At 41.1% G+C, this 23,672-nt stretch carries 19 protein-coding genes and 1 tRNA gene; 1 reads left to right on the top strand and 19 read right to left on the bottom strand.

From position 1 onward, the window contains the following. Position 1: 1 nt before the first annotated feature. The 7 genes from AB6N04_RS00555 to AB6N04_RS00525 all read right to left on the bottom strand — a co-directional run bounded on the left by AB6N04_RS00555 (position 2) and on the right by AB6N04_RS00525 (position 7,212). On the bottom strand, positions 2–1,417 hold the full coding sequence (locus tag AB6N04_RS00555) for a PepSY-associated TM helix domain-containing protein (protein WP_369310020.1): 1,416 nt from the start codon (positions 1,415–1,417) through the stop codon (positions 2–4). Continuing rightward, the gene (locus tag AB6N04_RS00550) at positions 1,414–1,665 is read right to left on the bottom strand and encodes a hypothetical protein (RefSeq protein ID WP_369310019.1); all 252 of its coding nucleotides are present in this window, start codon (positions 1,663–1,665) and stop codon (positions 1,414–1,416) included. The genes AB6N04_RS00555 and AB6N04_RS00550 overlap by 4 nt, the downstream gene beginning before the upstream one ends. After that, positions 1,665–3,806 carry a TonB-dependent siderophore receptor gene (locus tag AB6N04_RS00545; RefSeq protein WP_369310018.1) on the bottom strand — a complete coding sequence of 714 codons (2,142 nt, stop codon included), beginning with the start codon at positions 3,804–3,806 and terminating at the stop codon, positions 1,665–1,667. Before AB6N04_RS00545 ends, AB6N04_RS00550 begins: the two co-directional genes overlap by 1 nt. 108 nt (positions 3,807–3,914) lie before the next feature. Then, positions 3,915–4,784, bottom strand: coding sequence for a helix-turn-helix transcriptional regulator (locus AB6N04_RS00540; RefSeq protein ID WP_369310017.1), 870 nt, complete (start codon positions 4,782–4,784; stop codon positions 3,915–3,917). Positions 4,785–4,880: 96 nt separating this feature from the next. Beyond that, on the bottom strand, positions 4,881–6,062 hold the full coding sequence (locus AB6N04_RS00535) for a cyanate transporter (RefSeq protein ID WP_369310016.1): 1,182 nt from the start codon (positions 6,060–6,062) through the stop codon (positions 4,881–4,883). Further along, positions 6,062–6,526 (bottom strand): nucleoside deaminase, encoded by a 465-nt coding sequence (locus AB6N04_RS00530; protein ID WP_369310015.1) that lies wholly within the window; start codon positions 6,524–6,526, stop codon positions 6,062–6,064. Before AB6N04_RS00530 ends, AB6N04_RS00535 begins: the two co-directional genes overlap by 1 nt. Then, the gene (locus tag AB6N04_RS00525; RefSeq protein ID WP_369310014.1) at positions 6,526–7,212 is read right to left on the bottom strand and encodes an ankyrin repeat domain-containing protein; all 687 of its coding nucleotides are present in this window, start codon (positions 7,210–7,212) and stop codon (positions 6,526–6,528) included. The genes AB6N04_RS00530 and AB6N04_RS00525 overlap by 1 nt, the downstream gene beginning before the upstream one ends. Before the next feature lie 84 nt (positions 7,213–7,296). On the opposite strand from AB6N04_RS00525, the gene AB6N04_RS00520 reads away from it, so the two are divergent. After that, the gene (locus tag AB6N04_RS00520) at positions 7,297–8,151 is read left to right on the top strand and encodes a LysR substrate-binding domain-containing protein (RefSeq protein WP_369310013.1); all 855 of its coding nucleotides are present in this window, start codon (positions 7,297–7,299) and stop codon (positions 8,149–8,151) included. 420 nt (positions 8,152–8,571) lie between these two features. Here the strand turns inward: AB6N04_RS00520 and fbaA are convergent, their stop codons facing one another. The 12 genes from fbaA to dnaQ form a co-directional block, all read right to left on the bottom strand. After that, the gene (gene fbaA, locus AB6N04_RS00515) at positions 8,572–9,648 is read right to left on the bottom strand and encodes a class II fructose-bisphosphate aldolase (protein WP_369310012.1); all 1,077 of its coding nucleotides are present in this window, start codon (positions 9,646–9,648) and stop codon (positions 8,572–8,574) included. 59 nt (positions 9,649–9,707) lie between these two features. After that, the gene (pgk, locus tag AB6N04_RS00510) at positions 9,708–10,871 is read right to left on the bottom strand and encodes a phosphoglycerate kinase (protein ID WP_369310011.1); all 1,164 of its coding nucleotides are present in this window, start codon (positions 10,869–10,871) and stop codon (positions 9,708–9,710) included. Between the two features lie 93 nt (positions 10,872–10,964). Then, positions 10,965–11,984, bottom strand: coding sequence for an erythrose-4-phosphate dehydrogenase (epd, locus tag AB6N04_RS00505; RefSeq protein WP_369310010.1), 1,020 nt, complete (start codon positions 11,982–11,984; stop codon positions 10,965–10,967). A gap of 478 nt (positions 11,985–12,462) precedes the next feature. Continuing rightward, on the bottom strand, positions 12,463–14,454 hold the full coding sequence (tkt, locus tag AB6N04_RS00500) for a transketolase (protein ID WP_369310009.1): 1,992 nt from the start codon (positions 14,452–14,454) through the stop codon (positions 12,463–12,465). A gap of 573 nt (positions 14,455–15,027) precedes the next feature. After that, on the bottom strand, positions 15,028–15,636 hold the full coding sequence (locus tag AB6N04_RS00495) for a fimbrial protein (RefSeq protein ID WP_369310008.1): 609 nt from the start codon (positions 15,634–15,636) through the stop codon (positions 15,028–15,030). Between the two features lie 118 nt (positions 15,637–15,754). Next, positions 15,755–17,380 (bottom strand): fimbrial protein, encoded by a 1,626-nt coding sequence (locus tag AB6N04_RS00490; RefSeq protein ID WP_369310007.1) that lies wholly within the window; start codon positions 17,378–17,380, stop codon positions 15,755–15,757. Positions 17,381–17,390: 10 nt separating this feature from the next. Beyond that, positions 17,391–19,886 carry a CS1-pili formation C-terminal domain-containing protein gene (locus tag AB6N04_RS00485; protein ID WP_369310006.1) on the bottom strand — a complete coding sequence of 832 codons (2,496 nt, stop codon included), beginning with the start codon at positions 19,884–19,886 and terminating at the stop codon, positions 17,391–17,393. A gap of 19 nt (positions 19,887–19,905) precedes the next feature. After that, complete coding sequence (locus AB6N04_RS00480; RefSeq protein ID WP_369310005.1) at positions 19,906–20,589, bottom strand: hypothetical protein; 684 nt, start codon at positions 20,587–20,589, stop codon at positions 19,906–19,908. Positions 20,590–20,679: 90 nt separating this feature from the next. Continuing rightward, entirely contained in the window at positions 20,680–21,285 is a 606-nt protein-coding gene (locus AB6N04_RS00475; RefSeq protein ID WP_369310004.1) for a common pilus major fimbrillin subunit EcpA, read from the bottom strand. A gap of 122 nt (positions 21,286–21,407) precedes the next feature. Then, positions 21,408–21,731 (bottom strand): helix-turn-helix domain-containing protein, encoded by a 324-nt coding sequence (locus AB6N04_RS00470; RefSeq protein ID WP_369310003.1) that lies wholly within the window; start codon positions 21,729–21,731, stop codon positions 21,408–21,410. A 933-nt stretch (positions 21,732–22,664) separates the two neighbouring features. Continuing rightward, a tRNA-Asp gene (locus tag AB6N04_RS00465) sits at positions 22,665–22,741 on the bottom strand. A 155-nt stretch (positions 22,742–22,896) separates the two neighbouring features. Next, positions 22,897–23,655 carry a DNA polymerase III subunit epsilon gene (gene dnaQ / locus AB6N04_RS00460; protein ID WP_369310002.1) on the bottom strand — a complete coding sequence of 253 codons (759 nt, stop codon included), beginning with the start codon at positions 23,653–23,655 and terminating at the stop codon, positions 22,897–22,899. Between the last annotated feature and the right edge of the window lie 17 nt (positions 23,656–23,672).

The following is a 23,672-nucleotide window of genomic DNA, read 5'->3' as shown; positions in this document are numbered from 1 at the left end:
TTTAACTCCGAACACGTTTTGCTGTGCATAACAACGTCTGACAAGCGAAAAAAACGACAAATAACCCCACTGAGCTACACAACATACAGAGATCAATACGTGAAAATGGCTGTGGGTGATTAATCCATGAAGCAATAAACGCACTAAACAACAGGCAGGCTGATAACAAGCAGATGAGAGCTAAACTGGTTCGCGCATTTTTAAGCAACAAACACAGCAGCAAACAGGTGCCCCAACATAGAAAAAAAGCAAAGGATGACAACAAAAAAGACCAAGGTGCCAATGCAAGCAAAGCGCTACTTGCGAATAGCAGCCCGCCACAACTTCCCACAATCACGCGAGCTGATAGCATCTCCATTCGCCGCCAACACCACATTGCTAACCCAGTAGAAACTAATAACAACGCACCAATACCCGCGATAAAATGCAACCTAGTCGCAATATTTTCAGCTTGAGGCCACCATTGGTATTGCCCGTAATGCACTGGCTGAACGGCAATAAATGCCCTTGTCCACCCACCTTGCAAAGAAGAATCCCGGATACCGACTAACTGTTTTGTGGCGCTATCAAATTGATATTGTTCAAAATTAGCGGTTGAAATCTGCCCCTTTCGCACGCCACCAATAACCCAATTTTCGCCTTGAAATACAATTTGTTGAGGAATAAAAGAGGGGGCAATTTGATATAACGCTCCAACAACTGCTTTCACCGTGTTTTCTGATACATAAGTGGGAATTTCAACCATCTCTTCCCCACCCATCAGGTTTTTCATAATCATTTGAGGGGATTCAGGTGCTGCTCTTTGTGCCAATGAGACCGTACCAAGCGCCCCTAATCCAGAGAGCGCCCCTGTCAGTGCAAATAGAATAAGCCATGGGTAGCACCAAAGCCCTAGCCAACTGTGTAGATCATAAAAAAAGAGCCGTAGGTTTGTCCGCCTCGGTAAACGCAACATCGTGGCGACTCGTTTGCGTTGAATCAACCATCCCGTGATTAATAGCACGGCCAACGCAAAGCCAAATAAACTCAGGAAAACACGTCCAGGAAAATCCAAAAAGAGATTTTTATGTAACGTAACTAACCACATCGCTGGAGTATCTTGTTCGATTGCCTTGCCAGTAATAGCACTATAGCTAGCTGTACATTGCCCCATACCTTGGCAAAACGTGATGATCGGGTTGTGTGCTTGAGGCAATTGGATCATTTTTGCATCTGCTTGCAAAGCAACCAATTGATTTAACGGTAATATATTTCCTGATAATGGCTCGCCATTCCACCATAAGCGCAGTGCATCACTACCTAAACTCCAGCAACCACTTAATAAAATGACAAATAAACAGATGCCGAAAAATGCCCCTGCACTGCGGTGCAGTACAGCTAAACGGTGTGCTAATGAAGGCGTTTTGCTAAGGCTCACAATACGCCTCCTACCATCAACGCAAGCGGGAGTGGCCACCAGCCATAGCTACGTAATAACTTGCGCTGCCAAGTCGGGGCAATCAGGTTATACACGAATAATCCCATCGTCACTAAACAGCTCAGAAAGACAGCAGCATATAAGCGATTAACGGGATCTAATGACGGATAAAAGCGTGCTATCAACATCGATAGCACGACACCACCCATGATGGTTCCAACCACCGACAAGGCACTCACTAATCTCATTAGAAATCAGCCTTTAAAGTGAACATCACATTGCGTGGATCACCATAGCGGTTATTCCATTGAGGAGAGAACAAGCCAGAATAGTAACGACGATCAAATACGTTATTCACGTTAACCGCTGCTGTCCATGTTTCATCAATTTGGTAACCGAGGCGTGCATTGAAAATCGCGTAACCACCTTGTCGCAGCGTCACATTTCCATTACTGGTGCTATAAGCACTTTGTGCTTGCATACCACCACCTACGCTCCATTTGCGTTCATCCCAAGGTAGATCATAGTTTGACCAAACACGCAACATATGACGAGGTGTCAAGGTGTTGTAGGCATCCCCTTGATGCTGGCTATCATTGCGGTATTTTGTATCTGTATAGGTATACCCCACTGATAAGTCCCAGAATGGGGATAAATACCCAATACCTTCAAGCTCAAAGCCTTGGCTACGGACTTTTCCACCACTAATAAAATAGTTATTGAAACCACCCGTTGGGTGCTCAGGATCTATTTGTGGGTTATTTTTGATATCAATTTGATAAACCGCACCCGATAAATTTAGTCCGCCGTTTAACAATGACCCTTTGATCCCGGTTTCTAAAGTTTGGCCTTCAACAGGTTTAAGCATTTTACCGCTCCATGTTTTCCCTGTTTGCGGTTGGTATACTGTCGAGTAACTGTTGTACCAAGACCATTGCGGTGCAAAGTCCCAAATCACACCACCGTAAGGTGTAATACGGCCATTTTCAGTGAAGTTCGCTGTAGGTGTTTTCACATCCCACCAGCTATCGCGCAACCCGACAATCACCGTCACAGGTTCCACGACTTTGATGCGGCTCATACCGTATACGCCTTTTTGGGTGGTTTTGGTTGCTCCCGCTGAACTGTAGGCACCAATTTTAGGTTTCGGTACACTGTGTGGATCCCAGCGATAGACATTTACAGGGACATTTAAAGCGGGATCAAGATCGGCACTGTACTGCTTTTCACTGGCGTGAGAATAGCTCGCTCCAACAATAAGATCGTGCGTTAAGCCCCACCCATCAACTTTGCCATTTAAGCTGGTGTCTAAACTGGTTTGCTCATTACGAAATTTATACGCGCCCCCCATCAACATCGCCCCATCCCCTGTTACCGGATCAATATTACCCCACGCCCCTGCATACAGGAGTCTGGCGTTAACATGTTGATATTCAGCGTTTAATTTATATTGCCAATCGTCATTGATTTGATGCTCAATGCCTGCAAAGCTGCGTGAGGTATCCCATTTGAAGCGATCCCAATCGACATCTAAATAGGTTTTACGGGGTAAATGTAAATCTGTGCCATCTTTGCCAAAAGGAACCCCCGCCATGTTAGTCACCGAATCGATAGTTTGAAACTGAGCTCCCAGACGTAACAAGGTGTCAGGAGTGATATCAATATCAACCGTACCGTACATCAAGCGCGTTTGTTGGTCTGATACATCATAGAAATAATCCCTGTCTTCCCACGCCATCACAAAACGTCCGCGCACCGATCCCGATTCGTTCAGTAACCCGCCTACGTCCACTTCCCCTCGATAACGATCCCAACTGCCGGCGCTGAGGCTCAGTTTAGCCCTATTTTCTTTAGGTGCATGCTTACGTACCATATTGACTGTTGCCGCAGGGTTTCCCATACCATGCAATAATCCATTTGAACCACGTAAAATTTCAACGCGCTCATACACCGCCATATCTTGAGGTGAACTCGCCATATTCCCTAATAACGCAGGGACGCCATCCATTTCAAATGAATCAATTTGGAAACCACGCACATAATAAGCAGTTGTCAGCTTCACATAAGGTGCACTCGTCACCCCGGTTGCACGTTGCATCACCTCATCAAGGGTTTGCAGATTTTGTTTTTCGATTTGCTCTTTGTCTATCACGCTGACGGACTGCGCCACTTCCCGTGGTTTAAGAGGCATTTTGCCTAATGTCGTCACACCGGGCGCGAGATAATCATCATCTGAAGCCGAAGATGCCGTCACTTGAATAGCATCATGCTTAGGCTGTACTTCAGGTTCGCCATTTGCTATCAAAGACCAACTTGCTGTTGCACACAGTAGCGCACAAGGTGTAAGACGGAAGATCCCCAATGATTTGATGTTAGACACGGACAGCATTTCCCACCCTTAAAAAGTTAAATGATAATTGTTATCAATTTAGCAATTAATAGCAGGGGATACTTTCGACTGCCGGAATTTATCTTTGGTTATCCGGCGAAGTGTTTACTATTTTTTGAGTTGATTGGGAGAAATGCCAAAGCGTTTACGAAATGCGACTGAAAAATGTGCTGGGGTATACCCGACTTGATAAGCCACCGTCGAAATATTGGCATCATTTAAACTGAGTAATTGAAAAGCTGTTTCTAAGCGATATTCCTGCAACCAGCCATAAATACTATTACCAAATAATTGGCGGAATCCTTGCGTCAACTTACGGGTATTCAGCCCTAAGCGTTTAGCTAATTCATCCAAACTTGGTGGGGATTCCATTTCCTGAATCAATATTTCTTTTGCCATATGCAAAGTATCAATATCTCTTTGTCTCAATGAGGATAAAGAGACAGACTCTTGATGAGATAATGAATGATGCAGGCACAATGCCGTAATTTCAGCGACTTTAGCCCCCAAATAGAGCTGGCGAACCGCAGCATGGATCGGCTGGCTAAAGAGTTGGTGTGTCATCGCTAACACATTAGGTGGTATTGCCAAACGCAATAGTGTCGGTTTGTAGGGATGATAATAAGACGCCGGTAAATTTAATTGTTGCAGTTCTAACCATTGAGGGGAAATATCAATCATGGTGTATTTCATGGGCTGCTGGCGATAAAACTGATTATTGAGTTGATAGCAGTTGGCGCTACTGGATAAAATCAATGACGGCGAACTGACATCAATCCTCTGTCCTTCACTACTGTGGCACGCCATCATACCTTGGTGGATAGCGACAATCTTCAACCCTGCTTTTTGTTCTTCCTCAATCCCTAAGTCACGGTTAATAACAAACTCCCCACGGCGAACACGAATAAACTCCCCTACACAATGCTCTTCCTGTATTGAGTGGGCTTGAGTGAATGTTTTTTCAATAGGCTGCGACATAGTGACTCTTGTGGAATGAACAAATATGCAGCTATCTTGGCAAAAAAACATTAGAATAACAATAATTATCATTCGCAATAAAATAAAAGAAACTTTTTATTTCAAAGTGAAGATTTGGCTATATCCTTTCGGGTTTAAACGCAAATAAAGCCGCAATGTCACTAAAACAAAAATAACATGCATTCCCCATACCCATGTAAAACTCTGGCTGAGTTGTTGTAACCATGCGGCAGCCAGTGGACCAAATGCGGCGAGAATAAATCCGCCAGCTTGCATTAATGCCGTTAATGCCCCTGCGTTCACCGGATGAGGAATATGATCCAGTGCAGTAATGATACTAAGCGCAAAACAACCACCTAAGCCAACACCCAACAGCGCTATCCACACAAAAGGGAGCTCAGCAGCAAACAACATTAACCCGATAAACCCTATGGCTTGGCAACTTAAGGTTGCAATAAGCCAAAAACGACGATCGACATTGTGAGAAGCGAATACGGGTATCATCAATGCAGACAGCGCTTGGAACACGGTTAGCATGGCAACAAATGAACCACTTTGTGCTGCACTCATTCCCTGTTCTTGGAAAAAAGGCGCTAGCCACGTTACTACGCTGCCGTAGCCTGCATTGATTAACCCAAAACCGACCATCAATAGCCAAGCTCGCGGTTTTTTAAGAAATGCCACTACTGAAACGTGGCTAACATTGGTTTTCTTCATCGTGCGAATGTTGAGCAAAATCGCGATGAGCGCAATTAACGCAGGTAATGCAAGCCATGCTAACGCACTTTGCCAATGTCCTGTGACACTGTCTAGAATAGGTGTTAACTGCGCACCTATCGCGCCTCCCGCCATTAATGTCGCAGAATAGAGCCCTGTCATCATGGCCATTTTTTGGGGGAAATGCGCTTTAATAAAACCGGGAAAAACCGCTTGGATATAAGCGGCACCAGCACCACACAGCAATGCTGTAAACAATAATATGTTGCCATTTTCGGCAAAATAGCGAAAAAAGGAGCCTAAAAATAGCAATAACATCGCCAACGCAATTCCGCTTCGCTCACCAATTCGTTGGTTTAATGCGGGCACCACTAATGCACCAATCCCCATTAACAACATAGGTAATAAGGTAAGCAACGAAATCATTTGGTAACTCATCCCTGTGGTTTGAATAATATTGTCAATCACAGGACCTGGCCCCGTCATAAAAGGGCGCAAATTGAGGCCAACTAATACGATGGTGATCACTAATGCGAAGGAATACGACGCTGTTTTTTCCATTATATTTGCCGTTCCCACCACATTTGGTACAACGCACAACCCGGAGCATCATTGGGCCTTAACTGCTCAAACTGTAAACCTAATTGCTGTTCAGGTGCCACACGCAGTGCCTTGGCAATCTCCTCAGTCGATAAGCCAAAGGGTTCAGCATCTTGGTTTGAATAGCCGTAAACAATGCGAGAAATACCTGCCATGCGAATTGCCGCAAGGCACATAGGGCAAGGCTGTCCACTTGCGTAAACAACACAATCATCCAATTTAACACGGTTCAATACCTTCCCCGCTTGACGTAACGCCATTAACTCCGCATGGGCGGTGGGATCATGTAATTCAAGCATTTGATTTACCCCCGTCGCCACCACTTTTCCTTGGCTAACCACAACTGCGCCAAATGGGCGACCACCTGCCTGCACATTTTCTTGTGCAAGGGAAATTGCCTGTTGTAAAAATTGCTTATCCGACATTATTTCGCTCCTGCTGTTTCAAGAAGTTCAATCAAGTTACGATAGCCTTTACTTTTTGCTAGCGTTAGCGGCGAGATCCCTGATCCATCCGCCAAATTAACATCTGCTCCACCGTTAATCAGTAGTGTGACAATTTGTGCATATTTATCACTACCATCTCCCAAAATAATGGCTTCAATCAGTGCCGTCCACCCTAACCGATTAATATGGTTTACATCCACACCTGCATCTATTAACGTTTTAACCGTCTCGATATGCCCACGTTCCGCAGCCGGGATCAATGCAGTACCACCATATCGATTGGTACTTTTTAAATCAGCCCCATTTCTCAACGTTAACAACAAAATATCTTGCAGCCCCCGCGCCCCCGCATAGAGGTATGGCGAGTCCTGCATATTGTCCTTTGCATTTACATCGGCACCGTGCTCAATTAAATAGCGCGCTACATCAACACGATTTTCATGGGTCGCAGCCATTAATGGAGTACGTTGGCGCAGATCCCGCTGTTCAATGTTTGCCCCTTGCTCTACTAACATTTGCACTTGGCGTAAATCACCTTTCTCCGCTGCCATAACCAGCGTATCAGATTGTGGTTTTGCCATTCCTTTCACCATAAATATCAATGAAATTGAAACAATACCCAGTAAATAAACCAACCAATTAACACGTAACAATGTTGTTTTCATGATTTATCTCCTTCTCATCTATTTAATCTACTCAAAAAGTATGCTATTTAGAAATTAAATAACTAAATGACAGGTATTAAATAAATGAATCCATTGCTCAATTTAGTGCTGTTGAACACTTTTATTACCGTTGCCGAAACAGGCAATTTCACTGTCGCATCACAACATTTAAATTCAACACAATCCACTTTGAGCCAGCAAATTCAACGGTTAGAAACCTTAGTAGGCCAATCATTGTTTATTCGGGGTCATCGTATTTTAACCTTGACTGAAACGGGTGAGATCCTGCTGAGTTATGCGAAAAAAATCTTAGCATTGAACGACACCTTTTTTATGAAGATCACCGGCAGTGCGGTGATCCAAACTCTTCGCTTAGGTTTCCCTGAAGATCTAGCGTCAGGACAAGTCACCCCCACCCTTGCCGCCTTTATGCAAGGGAACCCCAATGTACGATTAGAAGTCACTAGCGGCTTAAGTCGCCAGCTTCATCAACGCTATCAACATGGAGAATTAGATTTAATCATCGTTAAGCAGAAAAAAGGCGAGTTTAAGAGTGACTATTGTTGGCCTGAACCACTGTGCTGGTTGACCAGCAATCAGCATCAACCACTCAATAGCGACTCTGTGCCATTAATTGTATTCCCTGAAAATGGCTTATACCGCAATGATATGTTTAAGTTATTAGATAACGCGCAACGCCCTTGGCACATTACCTATACCTGCTCCAGCCTTGCGGGTATTCAAAGCGCCATTACAGATGGCCTAGGGGTTAGCTTACTGCCACTGCGCGCGAAACTTCCACAACATCGTATTTTAACGGAAGAAGACGGTTTCCCAGCCGCACAAGAAATGGAAATTGCCATGCATTTTCATCGCAATGTATCCGATACCCTTACCGATCTCGCTGAAAAACTGGCTCTGCAATTGGCGCAACGTTAATGATGGCTATCTTATTTATTACTTTGATTAAACCAGAAAAAACTGCACTTTTACGTTAATCGATAAAATATCAATTTTCTGCAAGGTATCTTGCACCCTGATTTTTTGAATTTAACCGTTCTGCCTTTTCAACCAATAAACAAGATAGCTTAGTTTCATTGGTTAATGAAAAATCCAGAACAATTTACGCCAAATACTTTCACTGTTCGCAACCAAGTCATAATACGCTACGAATGACTTACACCAGAATTGAACTACAAGATGAGTAAAAAACGAAACTAACCGCTCATCCATTTGGCTCAAAATTTAGCAAATCAATGGCGATTAAGCTTTCATCAAGGGGCCCTGCAAACTGATAAAAAAATCCCCCAGCAAGTCACCTTACTAGGGGATTTCGATTCGACGTCTAGTCTGTACTAATTACAGTACATCAACACAATTCAGTTCTTTGAAAGCTTGTTCTAAACGAACAACCATTGACTCTTGTGCTTTACGCAGCCATACACGTGGGTCATAGTATTTTTTGTTAGGTTTATCCGCACCTTCTGGATTACCTAACTGACCTTGCAGATAGCCTTCGTTCTTTTTGTAGTACTGTAAAATACCATCCCAAGTCGCCCACTGAGTATCAGTGTCGATGTTCATTTTGATAACACCGTAGCTAACTGCTTCTTTGATTTCAGCAGCACTTGAGCCAGAACCACCGTGGAATACGAAGTCTAAGCTGTTGTGTGGCAGGTTATATTTTTCTGAAACGTAGTCTTGTGAATTACGCAGAATTTTTGGCGTTAATTGAACATTACCTGGCTTATAAACGCCGTGAACGTTACCGAAAGAAGCGGCAATAGTGAAACGTGGGCTCACTGCGCTCAGTTTCTCGTATGCATATGCAACGTCTTCTGGTTGAGTATACAGCTCAGAGCTGTCCATACCTGTGTTATCAACACCGTCTTCTTCACCACCTGTACAGCCTAATTCGATTTCCAGCGTCATATCGATTTTAGCCATACGCGCTAAATATTTAGCACAGATTTCGATGTTTTCTTCCAGTGTTTCTTCTGACAGGTCAATCATGTGAGAAGAGAACAGTGGTTTACCGGTTTTCGCATAGTGTTTTTCACCTGCGTCTAACAGGCCGTCGATCCATGGCAGTAATTTTTTCGCACAGTGGTCAGTATGCAGAATGACTGGCACACCGTAGTGCTCTGCCATTTGGTGCACATGATAAGCACCGGAAATTGCACCTAAGATTGCAGCTTGTTGGCCTTCTGCTTTCAAACCTTTACCTGCGATAAATGCAGCACCACCGTTTGAAAACTGAACAATAACAGGTGCACGCACTTTTGCGGCCGCTTCAAGTACGGCGTTAATTGAATCCGTACCAACACAGTTCACCGCTGGCAATGCAAAGTTATTTTCTTTAGCAACTGCGAAAACTTTCTGTACATCATCACCCGTGATAACACCCGGTTTAACAAAATCAAAAATTTTAGACATGTGAAAAGGTCCTGTGGTAAACAGGCAGCCTACGCTGCCTGTTGTGTATGAACAATTAATTACGCTTTAGCACGTTCTTCTAGCATCACAACGGCTGGGAGCTTTTTACCTTCAACAAACTCAAGGAAAGCACCGCCACCCGTAGAGATATATGAAATTTTGTCTGCGATACCGAATAAATCGATAGCCGCTAATGTGTCACCACCACCAGCGATAGAGAATGCGTCACTTTCTGCGATGGCTTTTGCAACGATCTCCGTTCCCTTACGGAAGTTAGGGAATTCGAATACACCAACTGGGCCATTCCATAGAATGGTTTTGGCATTTTTCAGGATTTCAGCCAGACGTTGCGCTGATTCATCACCTAAATCCAGAATTTGTTCGTCGTCTTTGATTTCACTGCTGGATTTCAGTGTCGCTTCCGCAGTTTCAGAGAACTCAGTCGCCACGCGAACATCCGTCGGTACTGGAATTTGGCAGTTAGCCAGTAGTTTTTTTGCTTCAGGGATCAAGTCATCTTCATATAATGAACGACCAACATTGTTGCCTTCTGCTGCGATAAAGGTATTTGCGATACCGCCACCAACAATCAATTGGTCAGCGATTTTAGACAGTGAATCTAACACCGTCAGTTTAGTGGACACTTTAGAGCCCCCTACAATCGCAACCATTGGGCGCGCAGGGTTATCCAGAGCTTTACCTAATGCTTCCAACTCATTGCTTAATAGTGGACCAGCACAAGCAACTGGCGAAAATTTTGCCACGCCATGAGTTGACGCTTGAGCACGGTGAGCTGTACCAAACGCATCCATAACATACACATCACATAATGCAGCGTATTGCTTTGACAGCGTTTCGTCGTCTTTTTTCTCGCCTTTGTTGAAACGAACGTTTTCCAGAACGACTAACTCGCCAGCGGCAATATCAATGCCATTTAAATAATCTTTGACTAAACGAACAGGGTAATCGATTTTATCTGCCAGATAGTCAACAACAGGTTGCAGTGAAAACTCTTCGTTGTACTCCCCTTCAGTCGGTCGACCGAGGTGAGAAGTGACCATGACTTTAGCACCTTGCTTCAGAGCAGCTTCAATTGTTGGTAATGAAGCACGGATACGTGCGTCAGAAGTAACTTTGCCATCTTTTACAGGAACGTTTAAATCAGAACGAATAAAAACGCGTTTACCCGCTAAGTCTAAATCGGTCATCTTAATTACAGACATGGTGAATCCTCTTGTTGATTCTCTATAAAGTTTCCATCAACTACTGGGCAGAGGCGAAAAGGTTATCATGCCCTGCTGTCTGTCAGTAGCCAATTAGTTTAAACCTGTTGCTGCCATAGCTAGTGTGGTATCTAGCATCCGGTTAGCAAATCCCCATTCGTTATCACACCAAACGAGGGTTTTTATTAAATGTTTTCCGCTAACTCGCGTTTGCGTACCATCAATAATAGCACTGTGTGGATCGTGATTAAAATCCATCGAGACTAACGGCAATTCTGTGTAGTCCACTATACCACGAAAATGCCCTTGTGCAGCGCCTCGCAGTAATTGGTTCACTTTTTCAACACAAACATCATCATGTACGGTAACACTCAAATCAATGGCTGTCACATTGGTTGTCGGTACGCGCACAGAAATCGCTTCAAAATGGTCTTTAAATTTTGGGAAAATACGCGTAATCCCCGCCGCTAATTTGGTATCCACAGGGATAATGGACTGACTGGCTGCACGCGTTCTTCGTAAATCTTTATGATAGGCATCGATAACCGGTTGGTCATTCATTGACGCGTGGATCGTGGTCACAGTCCCTGACTCAATCGTAAATGCCTCATCTAGCAATTTGATAATCGGGATAATGCAGTTGGTTGTACAAGATGCGTTTGAAACAATCTTATCTGAAGCTGTTAAGCATTCGTGGTTAACACCATAGACTATAGTCGCATCAAGATCATCCGTACCCGGGTGGGAGAAGAGCACTTTTTTAGCCCCCGCAGCGATATGTTTTAAACCATCATCACGAGAACCATAAGCACCACTGCAATCAAGCACAATATCAATGCTAAGTTCTTTCCAAGGTAAATCAGTGATATCAGTTTGGTGAAATAAGCGGATATTGTCATCTCCGACTTGTAAGAGTGAGCCATTTAGCCTCACATCCCATGCAAATCGCCCATGGCTGGAATCATACTTCAGCAAATGCGCGATGCCTTCTGGTTCAGCAAGTTCGTTAATTGCCACAACGACTATCTCTGCCCGACGGCTCGATTCATATAACGCTCTTAAAACGCTTCGACCAATGCGGCCAAAGCCATTTATTGCCACCCTGATTGCCATTCCACACCTTGTATATGAGCAAAATCACACGGTTGCTAAGGATAACTGACTCGCACTCACTCTACTGCTCATTTTAGTGGTTAAACATCAAAAGTGTGCTGTAACCGACACTTTTAAAATATTTTTTCATTAATTTTCATTTCACTGAAACGGTTCAGCTAATTTAGGATTAGATTAAGGGATAAAGCAAGAGAACGCAATAGATAATCCTCGATTGGTGCACAAAAAAACAACGCCTAACTAATGTTAGGCGTTCAGACTGCTGACAAACCGATTAGGTTTGCCAGCCAGTTGGATAGGTTTTGAAAAAATAAGGAAAATCAATATATTGATTTTCGGCTGATAACACAAAGTGGGAAAAACCACGCTTTTCTCCCGCTTTGTCAACAACCTCAACGCCTAACTCATGTTAGGCGTTGTTCAGCAAAATAAGACTATGTGGGAGATCCAATATACGGATATCCCATCATGAGATCACTTATTTCAGAAGCGATTTCGCTACTTCAACCGCTTTTTCTACGGTGATACCGAACGCTTTGTACAGTTCTTCCGCAGGCGCAGATTCACCAAAGGTATGCATACCGATAATAGCACCATTTAAGCCGGTGTATTTGAACCAGTAGTCTGCAATACCTGCTTCGATAGCCACACGAGCACTAACATTAGCAGGTAACACCGCTTCGCGGTACGCTGCATCTTGTTTATCAAATGCATCTGTTGATGGCATTGAAACAACGCGAATTTTGCGACCTTCCGCCGTCAGTTGCTCAGCCGCTTTCACCGCTAATTCAACTTCAGAACCTGTTGCAATGAAGATAAGCTCAGGCGTACCTGCACAATCTTTCAGAATGTAAGCACCTTTCTCGATATTGGCGAGTTGCTCAGCAGTACGCGGTTGTTGCTCTAAGTTCTGACGAGAGAAAATCAGAGCGCTTGGACCTTCTTTACGCTCAACGGCATATTTCCATGCCACTGCGGACTCAACTTGGTCACACGGACGCCATGTGCTGAGATTTGGTGTCACACGTAAGCTTGCCAACTGCTCAACAGGTTGGTGAGTTGGACCATCTTCACCTAAACCGATGGAATCGTGAGTATATACGAAGATACTGCGAATTTTCATCAGTGCAGCCATACGCACGGCATTACGCGCGTACTCAACGAACATCAGGAATGTTGCACCGTAAGGAATGAAACCGCCGTGTAATGCGATACCATTCATGATCGCCGACATACCAAATTCGCGCACACCGTAGTGAATGTAGTTACCTGCAAGGTCTACGTTCAAAGGTTTAGAACCTGACCACATCGTTAAGTTACTTGGTGCTAAGTCTGCGGAGCCGCCCATAAACTCAGGTAACACTTTACCAAAAGCTTCCAATGCGTTTTGTGATGCTTTACGACTGGCGATATTGGCTGGGTTTTGTTGCAGCGTTTCAACGAATTTTTTCGCTTCTGCATCAAAGTTTGCAGGTAATTCACCCTGCATACGACGGGTAAATTCAGCAGCTAACTCAGGGAATTGCGCTGCATAAGCTGCAAATTTCTCATCCCACGCTTTTTGTTTCGCTTCACCTGCTTTACGGGCATCCCAAGCGTCATAAATATCTTGTGGAATTTCAAAAGGAGCAAATTTCCAACCCAGCGCTTCACGTGTCGCAGCAATTTCAGCATCACCTAATGGTGCACCGTGAACAGATTCAGAACCCGCTTTGTTTGGTGAACCAAAACCAATAATGGTTTTACACATAATCAGCGTTGGCTTGTCTGCTTTTTTCGCTTCATTTATTGCCGCGTTGATTTGCGATGCATCGTGACCATCGATATCACGAATAACATGCCAACCATAAGACTCAAAACGTGCAGCAGTATCATCAGTAAACCAACCTTCAACTTCACCATCAATAGAGATGCCGTTGTCATCATAAAATGCGATCAGTTTATTTAATTTCAGTGTACCCGCTAAAGAACACGCTTCGTGGGAGATACCTTCCATCATACAACCATCACCCATGAAGACATATGTGTGATGGTCAACAACGTCATGACCAGGGCGGTTGAATTGCGCGGCTAATGTGCGTTCTGCAATAGCAAAACCGACTGCATTTGCAATACCTTGACCTAAAGGACCCGTTGTTGTTTCAACACCTGGAGTATAGCCATATTCTGGGTGGCCCGGTGTTTTAGAGTGTAATTGGCGGAAGTTTTTTAACTCTTCGATAGATAAGTCATAACCAGTGAGGTGCAGCAAGCTATAAATCAACATTGAGCCATGACCATTTGACAGCACAAAACGGTCACGATCTGCCCAGTGTGGGTTTGCTGGGTTATGATTCATATGGTCACGCCACAGTACTTCAGCAATATCAGCCATGCCCATTGGCGCGCCAGGATGCCCTGATTTTGCTTTTTGAACCGCATCCATACTTAGAAAGCGGATAGCATTAGCAAGGGTTTTACGAGTCGTCATCAGTATACTCCAGGTAGGATAAAAACGTACTTAAACCAATTTTTACAACGCAATACGGATAGTGCTACTTTAATTTCGCAGGTACATAAAAGCATCAATTTACCGATATATCGCCGTATATTGCCTACTTTAAGGAACCACAATACATCAACAAGAAACTGAGTATTTTACGAATAGCGCGATTGAAAGTAACCCAATTCTACCCATACCGCAATATTTGCTATGTTCATGGCAGCCGATCGCTAATAAATTGAACTGCTGCAAAGCTGAATCCATTCCATTGCGCAAAATATCCCTTAAGGCTTACATTTTTGCGCAAATGACTAACCTTATTAAACCTGAGTTCAGTGTCTGGGATCAAGGTGATTTATGCATCTAGCCTATTTAGCTGCCACATTAGTGATAATTGACAAAGTTTTGAGCAAAAAATGCCTCAATATGACCGAGTATTTTTGTTTGGTATTGCGTAAAAACACTCAATCCTTCTAATCATAAGGGTAGATACAAGTAACATAAATTGAAAAAAAACCAGTAACAATCGGCATTACTGGCTTATCATATAATATGAAATTATTAAACAGACGAATCGCAGTTGCCTATAGAATGATATTTATCAAATATGACAATGTATTTACGGCTTTTTTTCTTTAATACCTCATTGCGAAATGTTTGTTGCGGTAAAAGGTAAAGAACCAGTGGTTGCTCTTCATCTTTCACCTCACAACTTTCATGCACTAATACCCGGAAAAAAGTATTGCCTGTATTCGTTAAGACACCCGCATTGGTATTCATATCATATTGAAAATTAATATTTTTCGGCCTAACGACAAAGTAAGTTTCTAAACTGACCGTTGGATAAAATAGCGATTGTTGATTTTGTGCAACATCATTTTCGACATCAAGTGCCGTTTCACTAATGACAATTTTATAATAACGTTCTTGGTTATCTTCTTGGCCACGATAGAAAATTTTAAAATACTCTTGCTCGCCGGGTAATAAAATCTTCTTCAAGGGGGTAAAAATGATCTCCCCCTCTTCGATAGGCTTTCCTTGTTCTTTTTCATCAGGTTTATCAATCTGATAAGCACTGAATGTATATAAGTTCACTTTTTTCGTATCATTGATATATGGCTTTGAAAAAAAGCTTTTATTGGGTTCTAACGCTGAAATATCCGAGCTCAAATATAAAGCATGCGCCTTACCCAAAAATGAAAAAGACATGGCACACAATAAGTAACTCAAAAGCCGCTTAATGCTTATTTTTCTCATTTTATTTTTCAATGCCCTCATCAAATCACATTTATAGATGTACATCTGGCCCCGTCCAAATCGCTTTTACCACGACCTTTCCACTGGCAGATACCGTCCCTAACCAATCAATGCCATCCAACGTAAACAACGAATTAGAGTCATTCATCGGGAAACGCAAATCTAAATAGGTTCGATAAAATGACCCCAAATCTTGATTTGGAATGTCCCATGGTGTTTCAGTCCATAGTGCATTATTCATCGATATTTCCGTACCATCACAACTTGAACGGTAGGATTCCTCAACCCCTGATGTATTCTTAAATGACAGATACGCAGAGAATGGAACTCGAAATTTGTCATCATCAGAACTGAACAAGCAAAAGTTTTGCCCACTGACATTCACTGTTGGACCTTCCACTCTTGCAGTGATGGAGTCTGCTTGGCGCGGGCCACTCGTCGTGACGAAATAATTAAACTCAATAGGCGGCTCTTCTGGGCCAATTTTCCCTGTTTTGGATGGGTTTGGAATATAATCCGCTGGCACAATACTGATGCTGTAATCCCGAGGCTTTATCACTAACTGGTTTGACGGTGTAAATTCATAGTATCCTGACTGTGGTGCTGCGGCTGGGTTAGTAAATGAAAACGTAAAAAAGTCTTGGCTATTGGTAAAATCCACATTATTTGTTACCAACTGCTTAAAGAACGTATTGGAAAAAAAGATAGAAACATACTGATTCGAACTTTTAAAATACGTATTAGCGGCGTAAGTTGAATTATAATTACGCCAAATATTCGAGCCATCATCAGGACCAATTTTTATTGATGCACCTGCGACAGTAAATGGGATCAGGGTTGAGTTAACTTTTAAGCTCAATAGCACATTGGCAAAAACATCCCCTGATGTCTCGTGCTTTACAACTTGGCAAATCAAGCCATTCACATTAGCAACAATGCCAATTCGGCAAAATTGCTCACCCGGCCCTAAGCTTGGGTTTCCATTGCTATCAATGTAAACCTCTTGCATTGCCCCGGTAGAACTGAGCTTAATATGGCCTGACTTAGTCACCGTAAACTCGTGGGATGCAATAATTTGCCCACCAACACTTTGACAAGTTTCCCCTTTCGCGGGGTCGTAATCCAAGTTGGTCATGCACGCACGATAGCTATACGTTTCGACTGTCCCAACAGGTACTTTTTGGAAATATTGATAAACTGACTCGTTAAATATTCCGCGAGCGTAATTCGCTTCTCCCAACGTGTTGCCTTGTACAATTTTATACGCCCCATCTTTACCAATGTATGCCGCTGGCCAATAACCAGTATCAAGTTTACAATAGGTTCTCATACAGCGATTACCGATAAATGGGCTGTCTATGGGGGAATTTTCCAGCCAAATATCAACATTACGATTCGCCGCAATACCAGGGCTATTGGTATATCCCATATAACCCAAACTCTGCTGTGAACTTGCAGAATATCGAGAAAATTTATTGGCACCGGTAAATCTGGGGTCTACAGATTTTGGTGTGATAAAATATTCTTCATCAATTCCATTTTCGACAAAAACATAGGAATTGCTTAGCGCAACAGCCCCCGCTGTTGAACTGAATAAAACACTGAGCAAAATACTGCTAAGACTAAGAAATAAAAAAGAAATTGGTTTTATCATCATAAAATTCTCATTACCTTAATGCGACAGTGCGCTGCGGGTCACAAGTCACATCCCCTAACCATAACGCGCCTCGAGCACCTTCTAAATTTAAATCAGCTTCGCAAATCGTTTGCTCATCTTCTTGTAAAAGAGAAATAACGGGATATCGCACATCAACATCCATGGAAAATTCGCCATTGTGATCCGTTTTTGTTCGGCCAATATGGTTACGAATAGACGCATATTTAATAAATTCACCATTTGGCGATTTTAAACGACCAAATACCGTCACTAACTGCCTGACTTCGGGTTTATATATGGCAATATTCCCAGGATATAAGGTAACGGATTTATTTCGCCCAGACACAATGTCAAAACTGTCTTTAGACTTCGCATCGTTCATTAATTGAATGTCATAATCTGAATAAGGCGATAAAGGAATAAATGTATTTTTTCCACTAATTGGATAACTTTGCCCATTAACGCGCGCCGTCATACTTCCTGCACCATAAATATCCGAATTAATAATGACGCCCGATTTTCCTTGTTGCCCACTCGGCATAATCGTGCCGTCGCTATAGGCCAAAGAACCACGTGACGTAAAGTTTCCATTCAACCTTTGACTATCAGGTCGATTCACCGTGAGCATTCCAGTGTTATATTTCGTTTCATAGGAGGCATAACCCATCAATGAAACATCTGACTCACCATTATTTTTATCGCGTACTAATTTAGAAACCGAACCACCAATATCAGTAATTATAGAATCCTCAAATCTTTTATTCGCATAAATATTGGCTTTTATATTGCCATTACTCGAAGATACCCCTGTACTTAACCATGTTGATAACGGTAATGAAAAATCGAGACTAATAAATTTTTCATTCATACTTTTTTGGTCATCATAATGGTAACGTTGTACACCCGTTCTTAAGCCAATAGTGCCATAGCGCCCTGAAAATAACGTATTCGCATATTCATAGTTTATTGAATCACTACCAATCCGTTTATCCGTCGTGCTGCTAATGGTAAATGACCCCGCACGGTCAACGACCTTATCAAGGTTCAACGTCGCACCATAAGAATAGCTATTTGAATCATAAACTGGCAGATCGCCTTTTATGACCGCCTTTTCTTTCGAAGCCCATACCGAGCCATAACCATCTGGTACGCTGGTTGATACTGTAGCAATATTCCTAAAGCTGCCATGATTCTCAACCATGCCTTGCCAAGAAATTGAAACGTATTGATTTAATGAAAGGTTTACACTACTTTCATTAATTAAATAATTGTCATAACCGTAGTTCGACATTTGAACATTCAAGCCAGATAGCACGGGGAAATTTTTTGCAAAAGACGCCCCTAATAAATAACTTTTTTCCAGTGGTTGGCGTTCTGCTTGTTTTCCTCTCACATAACGCTTTTTATCAAAATCGACATATCCGCCATAAAGTTCCCAACTGAATTTGTCAAAATTAGCACCACTTGAGCTAAAGGACTTATTAATTGTTTGACGTTGAGAAGTCACAATATTGCCATCAACCACTGTCTCAATTGTCACATCATAAATACCAAATGGCAGAATACTGGTATCCACCTCATAACTTCCCATCGGAAAGTTTTGGATATTTAACAATTTTTCGTCACGGTAGATGCGAACCTCTCCGGGACTATTTAAAAAAACATAAATAGGCGTCAACGAATACTTTTTATTAACCACAGTACTTGAGGCATTATTACCAATTGATGCCGCATATATCTTACTGCGGTTTAGCGTTGTCAGACTTGCAATAGACTGTAAATTCCAGGTACTCATTAGGCCAAATGCAAAACGTAATCCACTAAAATCACGTTCATACATTGCACGATAAAGCTCAATATTAGAATTCGACTTTCCGATACTGTATGCCGAGGCATTAACATTTATATGGTGCTCAGCAACAGCAAATAACGTATCTAAATTGAAATAACTGCTTGATGTATTATTCCCTTTCTTCACCTGACTTTCAAAAACCCCAAAGTCATAGTTTGCAACTGTTGAAAAAGCATCAACAGAAGAGTAACCAAGCGAAAACTGCCTTACTTTTTCATTAGGCGCCAGCGCTTCTTTATCAACATCAAGAGATAAATTAAACGAGGCAATATTCAGTTGTAGAACGGCATCTTTATTCACTTCAATATTATTGAGTTCATTAAAAAATGCATCCTTTTTACTTTCTAAGTTTTCAATCAATAATGGCTGTATCTTTGGCCCATGATTTGAATCAATAAAATGTATATTGGCAAGTTTAATCTTCCCTTGCTCTATAATAATAATTGCATCCGCAATTTTATTTTCACTTTGATTCTCTTCTTTATCTGTTTTTAGGCGTATGAAAACAGGTACTGACATCCCTTCTTCCAAGGCCATAACAAAAGCAGGTGGAATAATATAACCACCTATTTTAATTCTTTTAATATCTTTAGCAGAAATAACACTCGAAAAAATAAAGCTTATTATTGATAACGCAATAACACTTTTACGCATAATTAAGACCCAATCCTAATTATTTGACAACAATAAACTCCCCTTTGTGCCAAATACCAATACTTGTTTTTTTATTGTTTATATCAACTAGCTGAAGGTTAACTGCTAAATTTGGCATTAGGTAATAACGCTCACGGCAAATACCCTCTGTGCCAAATTTTATTTTTTCAGTTAAACAAGGCCCCGATGCAACAACACGAAAAGAACTATTCCCTAAATTAGCAACTTTATTTTTCTCATATTTATATTTGAAATTCTCAATCCTTGGTGCGACAACTAAAATCGTACTGATTGTTGCCGATGTTGTTGCCGATGCAGACTTGGTACTTTTCGTCATACCACTTTCACTAATAGGGTCGTCAGTCCAATTTAATCTGTAATAACGTTCCTGATTATCTTTCGGCCCTTGGTAAATAATTTTAAATATATCCCTTGCTTTACCCGGAAGAATAATATTCGCTGGTGTTGACAATATTTCATTAGGATCGTTAATCGGAATGACTTTTCCACCCTCTAAAGGGGAGTCTATCTTCTCAATACTTAGGTTAACTAACCTTGCGGCATCAACTGTATTTTCAACTTCTTTAGCTAATGTTTCTTCACTTGATGAAATAATTTCTGTTATATTACCTACATTAACAGCAAAACTATTTTTTAGTGGCAACATTAATAATAATGTGATGACAAGTGTAGTTTTTTTCATAATAAAAACTCAAATAAAAAACGATAAAGATAAATACCTTATATTATCTTTATCGTAATATAAGATTTGTTATTTAATTAATAGAATCACTTATGGAGTAACGAAATTGCCTTCCCAGTTTGCAGTAAACTGAACTTTCACATCGCCATCCCAAACACCATCAGCGAGGTCTTTAAACTCAGCAGCAGTACCCGCCATTTTGGCTTTAGCAATAACAAACGTGAATTCACCGCGATCTGTTGCACGGTCGGAACTATTGAAAACACCATCCGCAGCTAAATTATCTAAACCAGAAGTAATACCATCCGCGACGCTGATTAATGTTGTGTCCGTTGCAGTATCTAAATCTGTGCCATTCCATTTAACACCTACTTCCAATGTTGAATCATCAGTCGTTCTTGCTAATGTATTAGCGATAATTTTTGATGTTAATTTAAAATCGGTCGCACCTGATTGTCCTTGGATAGCAACATCAAAAGCACCATTTTGCTGGTTAAAGCTTTTTTGGCCTTCTGCATAGTTAAATGTCAGGCTTTTTAATGGCGTAACAACTAACATACTTGTTGTGTCTTTAATTGCAGTCGCTTGCCATGTTGCCGTTGCTTGAGCTGTGCGCGTATCCGCATTTGCAACAGTAGCAAAAGAAGCAGCAATAACCCCAGATAATAATACAGATACCATTTTTTTATTAAACATGTTGTTCTCTCTAATTAATATTCAAAATAAAACAAAAAATTACATAGTATAAAAAACACTTACATGTGTTTTTTATAAAATATAATCTGACCACTATTTTTAAAATAAGGTCAATATAATTATTATTTACTAGAAATAAAATCCATTAAGTATCTACTCAAAGAGTAGCTATCTTTTTCCTCTTTCTCACTGTGTAACATTAACCTATTCTCATTCTCTTTTTCATTTTGAATAAAAACAGCAAACTCCACCCAGCTTTTATCTAGTAAAGATAATAGTTGGTGTAATTGATCAAGCGTTAACGGTGTTTTCCCTGTTTCATAACGAGAAATTTGTTGCTGGCTTACATGCATTAATGATGCTAATTGCTTACCAGTAAGATTTTTTTCTAGCCTAGATTTTCGTAAGAAAAAACCAGCATAATAGCTTAACTTATTTGATTCCATAAGCATTTCCAAAACTTTCCCAACGGTGAAATAAAACTAATGATACTGTTAAAAAAATTATTAATTTATTTATATTACTTAAAAAATAATTCAAAAATTAATTATTGGTAACTAATTTGTTCTTAATAATATAAATGGATATAAAATCGTGTAAAAATGTTTAAAGCTATCAAACCACATAAGTTTGATAACCAAAACCTATTTAAATATTTTTTTTGTAACATTTTAATGATAAAAGACAACAAAAAACACGTAATCAGAGTATTAATTTGATAAGTAACTATGTGATTAATAAATTAATTTTGAATGTAACAATAATGTTTATTATATACGCAAAGTAAGTTATAGATATAATTACTTATTTTTTGAAATATATTTTAAAGACACCCAATTTAATGCACGTTTTCATTTTGTTACAAATTGGAATGAAATGTATTATTTGGAGGGGCATTTAACACAGAATACGAGTATTAAGCTTTTTAAGCTGAAAAAGATTCAATACTCAGTATATTGGTCGAGTACGCTAGCTTTATGGTTCATAAAGAAAAATGTACTCTTTGTTTTTCGATTTTTTTAAGCATTATAGAAATAAGAACAACAGCTAAAATAACATTTACAACTGAAATAGTTCCTAAATGATATAAAAAAAACACATTTTCAATCGCCACAATAACGCATAAAAAACCATCCAATTCCCTTCATTATATTAATAATGAAATAAAATGAGTTACTGTTCGAAATCAAAAATACAATCCTTACTAGCAGTATGCGTTGCGAAATCGTCATATAAAAAAATAATAAACACATTCTGTGTGTATAACACAAATTCGTTACGACATGAATTAATGCAAAGAAATTGATATAAAGCGCGGACAACCATGAAAAATGAAGATAAAAAAAAGCCCCGAGCAAATGCTCAGGGCTTTCAATGTTTGGCGGAACGGACGGGACTCGAACCCGCGACCCCCTGCGTGACAGGCAGGTATTCTAACCAACTGAACTACCGCTCCGGATGTTCCCTGCTGGGAACGCCATGCATATTACGAACACTTGATAACGCAGTCAATACTTTTTCTTGAAAAATCGCGCGGTTGAGCAGTTTTTAGCCCAAAGTGGTAGAGTAAGCAAAGTGGCCTTTATTGGCTTTATTCTAAATCAATCAACACTAATGCAAATTCTCTTCTTCAGCAGATTGTCGCCAAAGACACGGCTTTCCACCTTTCTTGTCAACAATATCAAGGCGGGCTTCATGAGCTGCCAGCTCTTCATCTGAAGCATATAACACTATTAGACCACTTGATGGGCGCTCAATACGTTGAATTTCATACGCTTGTTCATTATTTGCTGACTCGGCATCCATCGAGAATGATAACGATGTTTGCCCACCGGTCATCGCAAGATACACATCCGACAAGATTTCAGCATCGAGTAAAGCGCCGTGCAGCGTACGCTTAGAGTTATCGATTAAATAGCGATCACATAAAGCATCTAAGTTGTTCCGTTTCCCCGGAAATAAATTCCGCGCTAACACTAAGCTATCCGTGATAGTACAAAATTCAGCCGTTGGCGGGATCCCCCTGTTGAGTTTACGGAATTCATAATCCATAAAGCCGATATCAAAGGGCGCATTGTGAATGATTAACTCTGCACCACGAATAAATTCAAGGAACTCATCAGCAATATCCGCAAAGACAGGTTTATCCTGCAAAAATTCATCACTGATACCATGAACTTCAAAGGCTTCTGGGTCAACTAAACGGTCAGGTTTGATGTACACATGGAAATTACGCCCCGTTAGACGCCGGTTGATCACTTCAACCGCACCAATTTCAATAATATTATGGCCTTCATAATGAACACCAAGCTTGTTCATACCTGTGGTTTCAGTATCGAGGACAATTTGTCGGGTTATCGCCGTGCTCATAATGGTATTTTGTGTCA

The organism is Providencia rettgeri, from assembly GCF_041075285.1.
In the GTDB taxonomy this organism is placed as follows: domain Bacteria; phylum Pseudomonadota; class Gammaproteobacteria; order Enterobacterales; family Enterobacteriaceae; genus Providencia; species Providencia rettgeri_G.
The sequence above is the reverse complement of the archived record's forward strand: the minus strand, read 5'-3'. Positions and strand labels throughout refer to the sequence as shown.